This is a genomic window from Bradyrhizobium sp. ISRA430, from assembly GCF_029909975.1.
GTDB lineage: Bacteria > Pseudomonadota > Alphaproteobacteria > Rhizobiales > Xanthobacteraceae > Bradyrhizobium.
Map to the genome: position 1 here is coordinate 2,640,522 of NZ_CP094516.1, position 14,768 is coordinate 2,655,289.

The 14,768-nt window shown below is 64.5% G+C and carries 11 protein-coding genes; 4 read left to right on the plus strand and 7 right to left on the minus strand.

Annotated features, from left to right (window positions below):
• The first annotated feature begins 35 nt into the window (after positions 1-35).
• Together MTX21_RS12880 and MTX21_RS12885 are read left to right on the plus strand one after the other, a co-directional pair.
• Positions 36-1,199 (plus strand): TAXI family TRAP transporter solute-binding subunit, encoded by a 1,164-nt coding sequence (locus MTX21_RS12880; RefSeq protein WP_280965184.1) that lies wholly within the window; start codon positions 36-38, stop codon positions 1,197-1,199.
• Positions 1,200-1,233: 34 nt separating this feature from the next.
• Positions 1,234-1,854, plus strand: coding sequence for a hypothetical protein (locus MTX21_RS12885; RefSeq protein ID WP_280965185.1), 621 nt, complete (start codon positions 1,234-1,236; stop codon positions 1,852-1,854).
• 87 nt (positions 1,855-1,941) lie between these two features.
• Here the strand turns inward: MTX21_RS12885 and MTX21_RS12890 are convergent, their stop codons facing one another.
• The gene (locus MTX21_RS12890; RefSeq protein WP_280965186.1) at positions 1,942-2,766 is read right to left on the minus strand and encodes an NAD(P)-dependent oxidoreductase; all 825 of its coding nucleotides are present in this window, start codon (positions 2,764-2,766) and stop codon (positions 1,942-1,944) included.
• Positions 2,767-2,856: 90 nt separating this feature from the next.
• Between MTX21_RS12890 and MTX21_RS12895 the strand changes: the two genes are divergently transcribed.
• On the plus strand, positions 2,857-3,852 hold the full coding sequence (locus MTX21_RS12895; protein WP_280965187.1) for an SMP-30/gluconolactonase/LRE family protein: 996 nt from the start codon (positions 2,857-2,859) through the stop codon (positions 3,850-3,852).
• Between the two features lie 140 nt (positions 3,853-3,992).
• Here MTX21_RS12895 and MTX21_RS12900 read toward each other — a convergent pair whose 3' ends face one another.
• Both MTX21_RS12900 and MTX21_RS12905 read right to left on the minus strand, forming a co-directional pair.
• Entirely contained in the window at positions 3,993-5,423 is a 1,431-nt protein-coding gene (locus tag MTX21_RS12900; protein WP_280965188.1) for an aldehyde dehydrogenase family protein, read from the minus strand.
• Positions 5,424-5,735: 312 nt separating this feature from the next.
• Positions 5,736-8,099, minus strand: coding sequence for a transketolase (locus tag MTX21_RS12905; protein WP_280965189.1), 2,364 nt, complete (start codon positions 8,097-8,099; stop codon positions 5,736-5,738).
• A 132-nt stretch (positions 8,100-8,231) separates the two neighbouring features.
• Here MTX21_RS12905 and MTX21_RS12910 point away from each other — a divergent pair, with 132 nt between their 5' ends.
• Positions 8,232-8,693, plus strand: coding sequence for an Lrp/AsnC family transcriptional regulator (locus MTX21_RS12910; protein WP_280965190.1), 462 nt, complete (start codon positions 8,232-8,234; stop codon positions 8,691-8,693).
• Positions 8,694-8,825: 132 nt separating this feature from the next.
• On the opposite strand, the gene MTX21_RS12915 is transcribed toward MTX21_RS12910, so the two are convergent.
• The 4 genes from MTX21_RS12915 to MTX21_RS12930 form a co-directional block, all read right to left on the minus strand.
• Entirely contained in the window at positions 8,826-9,767 is a 942-nt protein-coding gene (locus MTX21_RS12915; protein WP_280971037.1) for a DMT family transporter, read from the minus strand.
• A gap of 187 nt (positions 9,768-9,954) precedes the next feature.
• On the minus strand, positions 9,955-10,794 hold the full coding sequence (locus MTX21_RS12920; RefSeq protein ID WP_280965191.1) for an aldo/keto reductase: 840 nt from the start codon (positions 10,792-10,794) through the stop codon (positions 9,955-9,957).
• 96 nt (positions 10,795-10,890) lie between these two features.
• On the minus strand, positions 10,891-11,787 hold the full coding sequence (locus MTX21_RS12925; RefSeq protein ID WP_280971038.1) for an SMP-30/gluconolactonase/LRE family protein: 897 nt from the start codon (positions 11,785-11,787) through the stop codon (positions 10,891-10,893).
• A gap of 268 nt (positions 11,788-12,055) precedes the next feature.
• Positions 12,056-14,761, minus strand: coding sequence for a nitrate reductase (locus tag MTX21_RS12930; RefSeq protein WP_280965192.1), 2,706 nt, complete (start codon positions 14,759-14,761; stop codon positions 12,056-12,058).
• Positions 14,762-14,768 lie beyond the last annotated feature (7 nt).

Below are 14,768 nucleotides of genomic sequence, written 5' to 3' on the forward strand. Positions count from 1 at the left end.
GAACAATGAGGGTCTGCGGAGCGATGCGGGCCGGTTTGTTCATCGCCTTGATTGCGGCGGCCTGGCTCGGCGGACAGGTCCAGGACTGCCTCGCGCAAAAGCGGCCGCCCAATTCCCCGAGCGAGCTCGCGAAGGCGTCTCCGCGAAAAGAAGGCACTCCCAGGAAGGAAACGGGGCGATCTGCGGACCCGTATACGGTGGGATTCGTAACCGGTACGCCGCAATGCACTGAATTCGGGATCGCTCAGGACATTGCGACCACGCTTGCTAGCGGCCAGGAGACCGGCCCTCATGGCGAGGTTGCTTTGCGGGTCCTGCCCATCGTGGGAAACGGCGGCGTCCGCAACGTCCTTGACGTGCTCACCCTCGCAGGTGCCGACGTGGCAATCGCGCCTGTCGTCCTGGTTGACCGGCTTCGGGAGACGAGGACGTTCGGAGACATCTCTGACAAGCTTGCCTACATTGCCCCGCTCTATATCGAAGAGTTCCATCTTCTCGCGCGGCCGGAGATCGGAAGCCTGCCGGACCTGGCAGGAAAGAGGGTCAATCTCGGCGAAGACGGCAGTGCCGGCGCCGTCCTTGGCCGCGAGGTGTTGAACCGGCTGGGCGTGAAGATCAGCGAATCGAACCTGGGACCGGAGGCCGCGCTGGATGGTCTGCAGAAGGGCGACCTCTCCGCCGCTCTGCTGGTGTCAGGAAAACCGGTCAGCTTCCTGACGCATGCCCCGCAAGCCGGCGGTATTCACTTCCTGCCCATCCCCTATTCCCTGGAGCTGCTGCAGCAAGATTATCTGCCATCAACGCTCCGCCACGAAGACTACCCGAACATCATCGCCGCCGATGCGAACGTCGATACGATTGCGGTCAAATCTGCCCTCTTCGTCTACAACTGGCCGACCCGCAACGAGCGGTTTCGGCTGCTGGAATTGTTCGTCCAGACATTGTTCACGCGCTTTCCTGAATTTCTCGGCGACCAACATCACCCTAAGTGGCGCGAGGTGAACCTGGCCGCGCTGCTCCCCGGATGGCGACGATTCCGACCGGCAGAGCGCTGGCTCCAGCAGCAATCGGGCGGCGAGGCCGCGCTTCGCAGGGCGTTCGGCCGATTCCTCGAGGGAAAGCCAACCGCCAATCCGCCCGACCGCGAAGAATTGTTCCGGGATTTCTTGCGCTGGCGAGAACGCAATCCGGCCAAGTGAGCAAACTTTGGCAAGCAAACCTCGGGAGGTGTCGATGCGCAATGCGCTTGTAAGCGCAGCCCTGGTTGCGTTGCTCGCTTTGATCGCCGACGTGAGGCGTCCGGCCGCCCAGTTTGCTCCTTTCTCGCCACCAGCCTTCTCGCCACCAGCGCCGCAGACGCTCGCGCCGGCTGCGGCACCACCCGCCGCGGCGCCACCGGCGGCGGCGCCAGCGGCCGGCAAGGTCGGGCAAACCAGGACAGCCTCTTACCGACGTGGCAAGGCGCACAGGAAGCACGAAGCGAAGCACGAAGCCGTTCGTCCGCCGCCAAATCAGCGGAAAATCGCCGAAAAAAACGGATACAAGCGGATCAGCGACCTCGTGAACTTCCCAAAATTCTTTCCGGGCCTCGGTATCATCTTCGTCAAGCCCGACACGTTGCCGCTGGGGCCGTTCCTGTGCTTCGATCGCAAGGATCGTTTGGTCGCGACGGTGTACATGGTCCCGAACAAAGACATCGACGATCACAAGTCGTTGGAGGGAACGGGGTCCGCGGGATCAGTCGATCATGTCAGCTTCTACTTCAACCCGGGTCACCCCGGAGTGGATGTGCCGCACTATCATGTTGTGCTCTGGCACGTGACCAAACAGCAGGAAGCGCGCGTTGCGAAATGATGCGCTTCGACGATGCGAGTCGGTCTCTCCCTGCTGAAAAGCAGGTGAATGTCCGGCCCGCACCGCGTCAACTATTACTCGTCCGCCCTAGCGCTTCGTCCAGTCGATGATCCGGCTCGGATCGGCATCGAACTCCATGCTGCAGAACGTGCCGCCCTGAAAATAGTCGCCGACCGGGTCCGGCTTCAGTTTGGCCTGCTCGGCCATCGCGTGCTGCCAGAAATCCTCGGCGCGGCCCGTCGGGCGATAGCCGAACTCGTAGGCGCGGTGGTTGTCCCACCACGCGCGCTCGTTCAGCGAGGCACCGTAGAAGATCTCGAAATGGATGTCGGGATGTTCGAGCCCGATGCGGCAGAGTTGCACGAGGTCTTCCGGCTTCAGCCAGATCGCGAGCCGACGATGATCGAGCGGCATCTCGCCGAAATTGCCGATGCGGATGCAGGTCACTTGCAGCCCATGCTTGTCGGCATAGAGCGCACCGACCGCTTCGCCGAACACCTTGCTGACGCCATAGCGGCCGTCGGGACGCGGGGTCACGTCGGTGCCGATCTTGTGGTGGCGGGGGTAGAAGCCGACCGCGTGGTTGGATGAGGCGAAGACCACGCGCTTGACGCCCTTCTTGCGCGCCGCCTCGAACAAATTGTAGCCGCCGATGATGTTGGCCTGGAGGATATCGTCCCAGGAGCCTTCGACCGAATAGCCGCCGAAATGCAGGATGCCGTCGACGCCCTCGCAGATCGCCTCGCATTGCGCCAGATCGGACAGGTCGGCCGCCTTGAACTTCTCGTTCGGGGCGAGATTGGCGGGCGGCTTGATGTCAGAGAGCAGGAGATCCGGATAGATCGGCGGCAGCAACTTACGCAAGCTCGAGCCGATTCCCCCTGAAGCTCCAGTCATCAAAATGCGCGGCATGTCTTTCCTCGTCGGTAGTGACCGATTTGCGGTCGTAGGTCTCTAATGATAGCAGACTTGGGCAGAGGGAACGCAATAACGAGAACTGCAATGAGCGATGCATCGTCCCACACCCAAGAACGGCCTCAAGGTGAAAGGCCTCAAGGCTGGCGGCCGGCGACCTATTACCCCGATCCGGCGATTCATGCACTCGATCCCCGTTTCGAAAAATACTGGTTGAAGCTCTCGGCCGTGGAACGGCTTGCCACCGGCCTGCGCTGGGCCGAGGGCCCGGTGTGGTTCGGCGATGGGCGATATCTCCTGTGCAGCGACATTCCGAACCAGCGCATCATCAAATGGGAGGAGGAGACCGGCGCCGTCAGCGTCTATCGCAAGCCCTCCAATTTCGCCAACGGCAACACGCGCGACCGCCAGGGCCGGCTGATCACCTGCGAGCACGGCGGCCGGCGCGTGGTGCGCACCGAATATGACGGCGAGATCACGGTGCTGATGGATTCCTTTGACGGCAAGCGGTTGAACTCGCCGAACGACGTCGTGGTGAAGTCCGACGGATCGATCTGGTTCACCGACCCCACTTTCGGCCTGCTCGGCAATTACGAGGGCTACAAGGCCGAGTCCGAGATCGATCCGAACGTCTATCGGCTCGATCCTGCAAGCGGCAAGGCGACCATTGTTGCCGAGGGCGTGCTTGGGCCAAACGGACTGTGCTTCTCGCCGGACGAGAAGATCCTCTACGTCGTGGAGTCGCGTGGGCTGCCGAACCGCAAGATCCTCGCCTATGACGTCTCACCCGACGGCACCACGATCTCCAACAAGCGCGTGTTCATCGATGCAGGTCCCGGCACGCCGGACGGCATGCGCTGCGACATCGACGGCAATCTCTGGTGCGGCTGGGGCATGGGCGATCCCGAGCTCGACGGCGTCGTGGTCTTCGCGCCCGACGGCGTCATGATCGGCCGCATCGCGCTGCCCGAGCGCTGCGCCAACCTCTGCTTCGGCGGCGTCAAGCGCAACCGCCTGTTCATGGCGGCGAGCCAGTCGATCTATGCGCTGTACGTGAACACGCAAGGCGCGGTCGGCGGGTAGTCCCTCCTCCGTCATTGCGAGGAGCTCTTGCGACGAAGCAATCCAGACTGTCTCCGCGGAAGGATTCTGGATTGCTTCGCTTAATCGAACGACAACGCCGGAGCGACTTCCCGCTCCGGCGTCGTTCCGGACAGTAACGCTTACGCCGCGTTGAAGCCGGCGACCGCCTTCACCTCGAGGAAGTCCTCGAGGCCGTACTTGCCCCACTCGCGGCCGTTGCCCGACTGCTTGTAGCCGCCGAACGGCGCGGTGCGGTCATTCGGCACGCCCTGGAGGTTGACGTTGCCGGCACGGATCTGGCGCGCGACCTTCTTGGCATTCTCGACCGTGTCGGCCGAGACGTAGCCGGCAAGACCGTAGGGCGTATCGTTGGCGATGCGCACGGCATCGGCCTCGTCCTTGGCGCCGATGATGGTGAGCACCGGCCCGAAGATCTCCTCGCGGGCGATCGTCATCTCATTGGTGACGTCGGCAAAGATGGTCGGGCGGACATAGAAGCCCTTGTTGACGCCTTCGGGCAGGCCCGGGCCGCCGGCGACGAGCGTTGCGCCCTCGTCGATGCCCTTCTTGATCAGCGCCTGGATCTTGTCCCACTGGCCGCGGTTGACGACGGGGCCGATGGTGGTGCCCTCGGCGCGCGGATCGCCGGCCTTGGTCTTGTCGGCGACCGCCTTCGCGATCGCGGCGACTTCCTTCATCTTCGACAGCGGCACGATCATGCGCGAGGGCGCGTTGCAGGACTGGCCCGAATTGTTGAACATGTGCATCACGCCGCCGGTCACCGCCTTCGTGAGGTCCGCACCTTCGAGGATGACGTTCGGCGACTTGCCGCCGAGCTCCTGGCTGACGCGCTTCACGGTCGGAGCCGCGCGCTTGGCGACATCGATGCCGGCGCGGGTCGAGCCGGTGAACGAGATCATGTCGATGTCGGGATGCTCGCTCATGGCAGCGCCGACCTCGGGGCCGAGGCCGTTGACGAGGTTGAACACGCCCATCGGCACGCCGGCTTCATGGAGGATCTCCGCGAAGATCAGCGCCGAGGTCGGCGTGAACTCGGACGGCTTGAGGATCATGGTGCAGCCGGCAGCGAGCGCGGGCGCGACCTTGCAGGCGATCTGGTTGAGCGGCCAGTTCCAGGGCGTGATCATGCCGACGACACCGACCGGCTCGCGCAGCACCATGGCGGTGCCAGCGGGTTCCTCGAAGTGATAGTTCTTGAGCACGTCGAGCGTGGTCATGAGGTGACCGAGGCCGGCGCCGGCCTGGAGCTTCTCCGCCATCGGCAGCGGTGCGCCCATCTCGTCGGAGACGGCCGCGCCGATTTCCTTGAGACGGCCCTTGTAGACCTCGATGATCTTGGAGAGCAGCGCGACGCGCTCCTCGCGGCTGGTCTGGGAGTAAGTCTGGAAGGCGCGCTTGGCGGCCGCAACGGCCTTGTCAACGTCGGCCTTGGAGCCGAGCGCAACCTCGTACATCGCCTCTTCCGTCGCCGGATTGACGACGGGCGTGGACTTCTTGACGGCGGGATCGACCCAGGCGCCGTCGATGTAGAATTGCATGCGATTGACCATCTTTGACCTCTTCTTGGGGGCATGGAGGGGGCGTTTCGGCAGGCATCCTCGCACGAAAGCGTCAGCAGTTGAACCCGCCATATGCGGAGCCAGCGTTGCGGCGGACGGAATATGGAGCGCGTCGCGAAGGGAGGCAAGCGCGGCCATGGGTCCCGGCTCAGCGTCGCGACATTTCATGTCGCGCCGCGTCCAGGACACGAGATTGTACCGAGCCCAACCACTCTCGTGCCCGGACGCAGCGCAGCGCTTCCCTGGCGATGCGAAGCATTGTCCAGTAGCGGTGCGCTGCTGAGCCGGGGCCCATGCGAACGATCACACCGCCATCTTGCGATGGAGCACCGGCGCGCCGGTGGTGAGGCTTTCGGCCGCATCGATGATGGCGTTGGCGTCGATGCCGTAGTGGCGATAGAGGTCGGCGATCGCGCCGGTCTGGCCAAACCGCTCGACGCCGAGCGCCTCGACGCGATGTCCGCGGACGCTGCCGAGCCAGCCGAGTGCCGCCGGATGGCCGTCGATTACGGTCACGATGCCACAGTCGCGCGGCAGCGGTGCCAGCAGCTTTTCGATGTGGCTCAAGTGCTGCACGCCGCGATGATCGCGCCGCAACTTTCGCGCGGCAGTCCAGCCTGCGTGGAGGCGGTCCGCCGAGGTGATTGCGAGCAGGCCGATGTCGCGCCGGCTCTCGCCGATGAAGCCGGTCGCCTCGATCGCTTCCGGCGCGATCGCACCGGTATAGGCGATCACGACCTCGGCATTGGGACCGGGCTTGCGCAGCCAATAGCCGCCGTCGGTGATGCCCTTCGCCAACTCGGGCGTCATGATCCGCTGCGCCTGCTCGATCGTGCGCGTCGAGAGCCTCAAGTAAACCGAGCCGCCCTCGCCCGCATCGCGCTGCATGTGGTCAAAACCCCAGCCCATGATCACGGCGAGCTCGTCGACGAAAGCCGGCTCGAACGAGGCGAGTCCATCCTGCGCCATGCCGATCAGCGGCGTCGCGATCGACTGATGCGCGCCGCCCTCGGGCGCGAGCGTGATGCCGGACGGCGTCGCCGCCACCATGAAGCGCGCATCCTGGTAGCAGGCATAGTTCAGCGCATCGAGGCCGCGCTCGATGAAGGGATCGTAGAGCGTGCCGACCGGCAGCAGCCGCTCGCCGTTGATCTGATGCGACAGACCGAGCGCCGAGAGCATGATGAACAGATTCATCTCGGCGATGCCGAGCTCGAGATGCTGGCCCTTGGGCGACGCATCCCAATTATAGGTGGAGGGAATTTTCTCGCTGCGGAATAGGTCCGCCTTCTCGGCGCGCGCGAACAGGCCGCGTCGGTTCACCCAGGGACCGAGATTGGTCGAGACGGTGACGTCAGGTGAGGTCGTCACGATGCGCTTGGCAAGCTCGCTGCCGCTGCGCGCGATCTCGTTCAGCACGAGGCCAAAGCCCTGCTGGGTCGACATCTGCGGCGACGGCTTGAAGGTGAGCTGCGACGGCACCTCGACTGCGGGCGCGGTCAGCCGGCGGCCGTCCTGGTTGAATGGCACGCGCGCGAGGAACGCTTCGAGCTCGGCAGCATCCTGCGAAAGACCTTCGAACTTGTCCCACTCGTGGCCGGGCCGGATGTCCTGGCTCGCGCGCCACTTCTCCATCTGCGCGACCGTCATGAGGCCGGCGTGGTTGTCCTTGTGGCCCTGGAACGGCAGGCCGACACCCTTAATGGTGTAGGCGATGAAGCAGACGGGGCGATCGTGATCGATGGATTCGAACGCCTCCAGCATGCTCGCCATGTCGTGGCCGCCGAGGTTCGACATCAGCGCCAAGAGCTCGTCGTCGCTGCGGCGGTCGATCAGCTTCGTGATCGGGCCCTGATCGCCGATCTCGTCGTGCAGGTGCTTGCGGAACGCCGCGCCACCCTGGAAGCACAGCGCCGCATAGAGCGCGTTCGGGCAATTGTCGATCCAGGTTTTCAACGCCTCGCCGCCGGGCTCGGCGAAGGCCTCGCGCATCAAGCGGCCGTATTTCACGATCATCACGTCCCAGCCGAAATTGCGGAACATGGTCTCGAACTTTTCCCAGAGCCCTTCGCGCACGACGGCATCTAGCGACTGACGGTTATAGTCGACCACCCACCAAGTGTTGCGCAGGCCGTGCTTCCAGCCCTCCGCGAGCGCCTCGAAGATGTTGCCCTCGTCCATCTCGGCGTCGCCGACCAGCGCGATCATCCGTCCCTCGCGGCGGTCCTTCATCCAGCCATGTGACTTGACGTAGTCCTGCACCAGCGAGGCGAACAGCGTCTGCGCAACACCGAGGCCGACCGAACCGGTCGAGAAGTCGACGTCGTCGATATCCTTGGTGCGCGAAGGATAGGACTGCGCGCCCTTGAAGCCGCGGAAATTCTCCAGCTTCTCGCGAGTCTGCCGGCCGAACAGATACTGGATGGCGTGGAACACCGGGCTCGCATGCGGCTTCACGGCGACGCGGTCCTCTGGTTTCAGCACCGAGAAATAGAGCGCCGACATGATGGTGGCGAGCGAGGCGGATGAGGCCTGGTGGCCGCCGACCTTGAGGCCGTCCGCGTTCAGACGAATGTGGTTGGCGTGATGGATCGTCCACGACGACAGCCACAGCACCTTGCGGCTCAGTGCGGACAGGGTTTCGAGGCGGGCGGAATCGACGGGCATGGCACGGCTCCCGGACATAACGCCCCGATGATACGCCCGGGAGCGGCGCCAAACTTCTCAATTTTTCGCGCCATACCTCCCGATATTGGGATATCTTACCAATGGAGAGCTCGTAGAACAGGTTTCATTCCAATGCCCGACCTCGACGCCATCGACCGCAAGATCCTCGCTTTGCTCCAGACTGACAGCCGCCTGACCATGCAGGAGCTCGCCGACAAGGTCGGCCTCTCGGTCTCGCCCTGCCATCGCCGGGTCAAGCTCTTGGAGGAGCGCGGCGTCATCACCCGCTACGTCGCGACCGTCGACCAGAAGGCGCTGGGCTTGCACGTCAGCGTCTTCATCTCGATCAAGCTCGCGCGGCAAAAGGAGGAGGACCTCAACCGCTTTGCGCGCGCGATCTCGAAATGGGACGAGGTGCTGGAATGCTATCTGATGACCGGCAACCGCGATTACCTGCTCCGCGTCGTCGCTGCCGATCTCTCCTCCTATGAAGCGTTCCTCAAGAACAAGCTGACCCGCCTCGACGGCATCGCGTCGATCGAGTCGAGCTTTGCGCTGAGCCAGGTGAAGTATTCGATCGCGCTGCCGGTGTGAGGCATACTCGCTCCCGTCATTGCGAGCCAACGGGTCCGCGCGAAGCGCGGCCCGATGACAGGCTCCGCGAAGCAATCCAAAGTCCCTCTGCGGTAAGATTCTGTAGCACGACGCGCCAGGCGCGATATTGCGTCAGGCGTTCGGCGAACGCTCTTCCAGCACCAGGAGCTGCGCGCGGCGGATACGCTCGCGATGGGCGATGTAGAGGCCGCTGGCGACGATGAAGGCCGCGCCGGTGACGGTCCAGACGTCCGGCACCTCGCCGAACAGGAAGAAGCCCAAAATACTGACCCACAGCAGTTGCGTATAGGAGAACGGCGCCAGCACCGAGGCATCGCCGTAGCGATAGGCGAGCACCACGATCCATTGGCCCACCGTCGATGCGACGCCGATGAAGATGCCGAAGCCGATCGCACTCCAGCTCGGCGTGACCCAGACGAACGGCACCATCAGGGAAAGAATGGCGACGCCCGTCAGCGCCGAATAGGCCATGGTGGTGGCGACGGCTTCGCGGCCGCTCATCATGCGCGTCAGGATCAAGGCGGCAGCCCAGCAGAAGGCCGACACGATCGGGAAGAACGCAGCGGCGTGAAACGCGCTCGAGCCCGGCCGCAGGATGATCATCACGCCCATCAGGCCGATCGCGGTTGCGATCCAGCGGCGCAAGCCGACCTTCTCGCTCAGGAAGAAGATCGACAACGCGGTCACGAACAATGGCGAAACAAAGCCGGTGGCGGAGGCTTCCGCGATCGGCAGGAATCCCAATCCTGTGATGAAGAACAAGGACGAGCCAAGCAGTGCCGCGCCGCGCATGACATGAAGGCCGAGCCGCTCGGTACGCATTGCATGGAACGGCGAGCCCGGCAGCATCACCGGCACGAACATCAGCGCGAAGGTCAGGAAGCGGATCCAGGTGATCTCGATCGACGGCAAGCTCGACGATAAATATTTCGCGGTGACGTCGGAGCAGCCGAGGAACACCGTCGACAACAGCACCAGTGAGATGCCTTTGAAGGGATGATCGACGCGCGCGGGTGCGCGGCGGCGAGCCTGCTTCTTCTCCGGCACGGGCATGGAGATATTGTCGAGCCTTGCGGCTGCGGCGGGCGGCGGGGTCACGGCTGGAACTCGGAAAAATGCGAATCGAGTACCCTCGTAAAAAACGACAATTGGGCGCGGTTCACAACTTCCGAAAACAGGATGCCGATATGCGCTGACGAGCGCGCGTGTCAACGCTCCATTAATAATACGCGTTTGTGCACTACAGCATCGGCAGGCTGCGCGGCTTCGGGCCGCGCGGAAACGCCGTATCGAGCGCCGCAATCTCGTCTTTCGTCAGCGCGAGATCGCCAGCCATCGCATTTTCGCCAGCATGTTCCGCGGACGACGCCTTCGGAATTGCGAACACCGTAGTTGCACGGGTGAGGAAGCTCAGCGCGACCTGCCGGGGCTTGGCGCGATGCGCCTCTGCGATGCGCGCGAGCACGGCGCCGCCCTTGCCGCCGTTGGCGGGGAAGTCGTCGTGGCCGAACGGCGAATAGGCCACCACCGCCACACCGTGCCGCTCGCACCAGGGGATCACAGCGTGCTCGATCGCACGCTCCTTCAGATGATAGAGCACCTGGTTGCAGGCGATCCTGCCTTCGCCGGCGACTTCGAGCATCTCATCGAGATCGTCGGCATCGAAATTGGAGACGCCCCAGGACTTGATCTTGCCGGCCTTCACCAGTTCCTCGAAAGCGGCGACGGTGTCCTCGAGCGGATAGGAGCCGCGCCAATGCAACAAATAGCAATCGAGCCGGTCGGTCTTCAACCGCTTCAACGATCGCTCACAGGCCGTGATCGTGCCTTTGCGCGAAGCGTTGCTCGGCAGCACCTTCGACACCAGGAACACCTCATCGCGGCGGCCCGCGATCGCATCCGCAATCAGGAGCTCTGCATCGCCATACATCTCGGCGGTGTCGATGTGGGTCATGCCGAGATCGAGACCGCGCTGAAGCGCCGCAATCGCGCGCCTGCGGTCGCCGTGGTCGAGATACCAGGTGCCTTGCCCGATGACGGAGACGCTCGTGCCGGTCTGGCCGAAGGGATTTGATTTCATATCTTGATCCAGTTCATCAGTTCGAGCGCTGCTCCTCCTCTCTCCCCATCATTGGAAAGGGAGCGCGGCGCCGCGCAAGTCAACGATCATCCCATGCTAGAGTTCACCGATATCCGCGACCAGCACGCTGCCGGTCGAAGACTCCGTGATGTAGAGGCGATCCTTCCTGACGCCGCCGATCGCGACGTTGGTGCAGTTCGGCCCCGCGCACGATTTGATGCGCGCGACCAACTCGCCATTCGGCGCAAACACGAAGACGTGGCCGAGCGACGCATGGCCGACGAACAAGCGGCCTTTGGCGTCCATCGTCATGCCGTCAGGGCCGCTGGTGCCGAACAGCGAGCAGAACCGCCCCACTTTCGAGACGCTGCCGTCTTTCATGAACGGCAGCCGCCACACCGCGTTGTCGCGCGTCATTGCAACGAACAGCACGGTTTCGGTCGGATCGAGCACGAGCCCGTTCGGGCTGATGCCGGTGTCGATGAGGCAATCGAGCCGGCCGTTCGCCGCCAGCCGATAGACGCGGCCGCTCGGATCATGCAGGCCGGTCTGGCCCTGATCGGTGAAATAGATGTCGCCGTTCGAGGCCAGATGCAGATCGTTGCAGCCGCGGAAGGATTCCGAATTGCGCGCAGTCAGCACCGGCGTGATGCGCCCTGCCCCGGCGTCGAGCTGCATGATGCCATGTCTATAGTCGGCCACCAGGATGCGGCCGTCGGCCGCGATCTTCAGCCCGTTCGGCCAGCCTTCATATTCAATCACCAGCGACCATTCGCCGTCCGGCGCGATGCGGAAGATGCGGCCGAAGGGAATGTCGACGACGTAGAGATTACCGTCGGCGTCGAATGACGGGCCTTCGATGAAGGAGTCCGTCGCAATACCCGGCCGGTTGGCGTCGGCCCAATCGGTCCGCACGCCCTTGCGGCGGAATTTGTCGGGCATGGCGGAGTAGATTTGCGTTTCGATCAAGCGCGGCGGCGTTTCCAGGTACATCATGGTTGTTGTGGTTGTTGTGTGTGGCGGGATGCGCGGGAGCATAGGCCACAATACCGGGTCCGTCGATTGGCGCAGATATCATGGCAGCCTTGGCGCAAGCCGACGCCCCACGCTCAGCCTTCGCCGGGACGACGTTGGGGAGGTAGCGTGCGCAACTGCCTCAACCCGTCATTGCGAGCGCAGCGAAGCAATCCAGACTGTCGCCGCGGTGGGATTCTGGACTGCTTCGCTGCGCTTGCAATGACGATGGGAAAGAGCCCGGCCGTTAGCGCGCCGCGCCCGCGAGCTTCGCCTCTTTGCCGGAAACGGCTTCGGTTTGCGCAATCAGCCGCCTCAGCTCCGGGATGCAGGAGCCGCAATTGGTGCCGGCCTTCAGCCTTGCGCCGATCTCCGCCGCTGTGCGCGCGCCGGCGGCGATGGTGTCGCAGATGGTGCCGCGGCCGACGCCGAAGCAGGCGCAGACGATCGGACCGGTCGAGGCGGCGCCCTCGGTGGATTTGCCGGAGAGCAGCAGGCGGCGCTGCTCGTCGGTGACGACGTCAGCCGCGAACACGCTCTTCACCACCTCCCAGTCGCCGGCGTCATGAGCAGGCCCGACGAACAGGCAGGTCTCCACGCGCTCGCCGGCGAACGAGGCCGCGCGATAGACCCCGCCGCCGAAATCGCGGTACTCGGCGACGTCCTCGCCGCCGATGGTAGCGAGCCACGCCGGCCAGCGCGCGAGATCGGCGTTGTCGGCGAACAGGTAGCCGAAGCCGCCGGCGACGCGCACGCGCGTCCACCACAGATGCGGCGGCAGATCGAGCTCCTTGCGCGAGAGCGCAAAGCCGCGGAAGACATATTCATACGGCGCAATCGCGGCCGGTGTCGCCTTCGACTCGGGCTGGCCAGAGAACGGATCGGTGAACGACTGCACCAGCGCACCGACGCGGCCGTGCGAGGTGTTCATCGCACTCCAGTGGATCGGCGCGAACAACGTGCCGCGCTGCTGGCCCCCGCTGACGACGGCCTTCAGGATACACTGGCCATAGTCGGTGGTGATGCGGGCGAAGCCGTCATTGACAATGCCATATTTGCCGGCGTCGTCGGGATGGATCTCGACGAACGGCTCGGGCAGATGCGCGCCCAGCCGTTGGCTCAAACCCGTGCGCGTCATGGTGTGCCACTGGTCGCGGATGCGCCCGGTGTTGAGCCGGAGCGGCCGTGCCGGGCTGATCTCGCTGCGCAGCGACGGCAACTCGGGCGCGACGAAGCGGCCCTTGCCATCATTGGTGAAGAAACCGCCGCCCGCGAAGAAGCGCTCGCCGGAAGCCTGGCCTTCGCGCGCCGGCCACTGCACCGGCGCAAGCGCGTCGAACGCCTCATTGGAGATCGACTTCAGCGCGCCGATGTCGAAATCGCGGCTGCCGTCGTTCTCGAAGGCCGAGAGCGCGGCGTGCTCGCGGAATATCTCGGCCGCCGATTTGTAATTGAAGCTATCGCCGAAGCCGAGGCGCCTCGCCACCTCGCTCAGGATCCACCAATCCGGCCGCGCCTCGCCCGGCGCCGGCAGGAAGGAGCGCTGGCGTGAGATGCGGCGCTCGGAATTGGTGACGGTGCCCGACTTCTCTCCCCAGGCGAGCGCAGGCAGCAGCACGTGCGGGCCGGCCTCGACCGTGTCGTTGGAGAGCACATTCTCGGAGACCACGAACAGCTCGAGCTTCTTCAGCGCCTCGCGCACGACATCGGCGTCGGGGAGTGATACCGCCGGGTTGGTGCCCATTACCCACAACGCCTTGACCTCGCCGCGGTTGATGGCCTCGAACAACTGCACCGCCTTCAACCCCTCATGGGTGGCGATGCGCGGCGCCTTCCAGAACCGCCGCACGCGATCGACCTCGGGCGGCGCGAAGCCCATATGCGCGGCGAGCTGGTTGGCGAGGCCGCCGACCTCGCGGCCGCCCATCGCATTGGGCTGGCCGGTGAGCGAGAACGGCGAGGCGCCGACCTTGCCGATGCGGCCGGTGGCGAGATGGCAGTTGAGGATGGCGTTGACCTTGTCGGTGCCCTGCGCCGACTGATTGACGCCCTGCGAGTACAGCGTGACGACGCGCTCCGTATCGCGGAACATCTGGAAGAAGGTCGCGACGTCCTGCTCGGACAGGCCGGTGGCGAGCGCGGTCGCGGTGACGCTGCCGGCGATGCTGCGGGCGCGTGCCAGCGCATCGTCGAAGCCGCTCGTGTTTTGTGCGATGTAGTCGTTGTCGAGTGCGCCATTGTCGGCGAGATGAACGAAGAGGCCGGAGAACAGCGCGGTATCCGTGCCGGGCTTCAATCCAAGGAACAGGTCGACATCGCTCGCGGTGTCGGTGCGGCGCGGATCGATCACGATCATGCGCGCGCCGCGCTCCTGCCTGTTCCTCAGCATGCGCTGGAACAGCACCGGATGGCACCATGCCGCGTTCGAGCCGACGAAGACCAGCAGATCGGCCTGGTCGAGATCCTCGTAACAGCCGGGCACGGTGTCGGCGCCAAACGCGCGGCGGTGGCCGGCGACGGAGGACGACATGCAGAGCCGCGAATTGGTGTCGACGTTCGCCGTGCCGACAAATCCCTTCATCAGCTTGTTGGCGACGTAATAGTCCTCGGTCAGGAGCTGGCCGGAGAGGTAGAACGCGACCGCGTCGGCGCCGTCGCGCGCGACGATGTGCTGCATGCGGTGGGCGACGTGATCGAGCGCATCGCTCCAGGCGACGCGCTCGAGCATGCCCTTGCAGCGGATCATCGGATAAAGCAGCCGGCTTTCGAGACCGATGGTCTCGCCGAGCGCGGAGCCCTTGGAGCACAGCCGGCCGAAATTGGCGGGATGATCGGGATCGCCTGATATCGCCGCGCCGCCGCTACCGTCGGGCGTCGCCAGCACGCCGCAGCCGACGCCGCAATAGGGGCAGGTCGTTTTGGTTGTGCGGAGCGTCGGATCGATTGCAGTCATTCAGGCA

What these genes read in the sequence shown, in the direction of transcription:
- MTX21_RS12885 (WP_280965185.1), top strand. Translation starts at nt 1,234, where the DNA reads ATGCGCAATGCGCTTGTAAGCGCAGCCCTGGTTGCGTTGCTCGCTTTG.
- MTX21_RS12890 (WP_280965186.1), bottom strand. Translation starts at nt 2,766, where the DNA reads ATGCCGCGCATTTTGATGACTGGAGCTTCAGGGGGAATCGGCTCGAGC.
- MTX21_RS12895 (WP_280965187.1), top strand. Translation starts at nt 2,857, where the DNA reads ATGAGCGATGCATCGTCCCACACCCAAGAACGGCCTCAAGGTGAAAGG.
- MTX21_RS12900 (WP_280965188.1), bottom strand. Translation starts at nt 5,423, where the DNA reads ATGGTCAATCGCATGCAATTCTACATCGACGGCGCCTGGGTCGATCCC.
- MTX21_RS12905 (WP_280965189.1), bottom strand. Translation starts at nt 8,099, where the DNA reads ATGCCCGTCGATTCCGCCCGCCTCGAAACCCTGTCCGCACTGAGCCGC.
- MTX21_RS12910 (WP_280965190.1), top strand. Translation starts at nt 8,232, where the DNA reads ATGCCCGACCTCGACGCCATCGACCGCAAGATCCTCGCTTTGCTCCAG.
- MTX21_RS12915 (WP_280971037.1), bottom strand. Translation starts at nt 9,767, where the DNA reads ATGCCCGTGCCGGAGAAGAAGCAGGCTCGCCGCCGCGCACCCGCGCGC.
- MTX21_RS12920 (WP_280965191.1), bottom strand. Translation starts at nt 10,794, where the DNA reads ATGAAATCAAATCCCTTCGGCCAGACCGGCACGAGCGTCTCCGTCATC.
- MTX21_RS12925 (WP_280971038.1), bottom strand. Translation starts at nt 11,787, where the DNA reads ATGTACCTGGAAACGCCGCCGCGCTTGATCGAAACGCAAATCTACTCC.
- MTX21_RS12930 (WP_280965192.1), bottom strand. Translation starts at nt 14,761, where the DNA reads ATGACTGCAATCGATCCGACGCTCCGCACAACCAAAACGACCTGCCCC.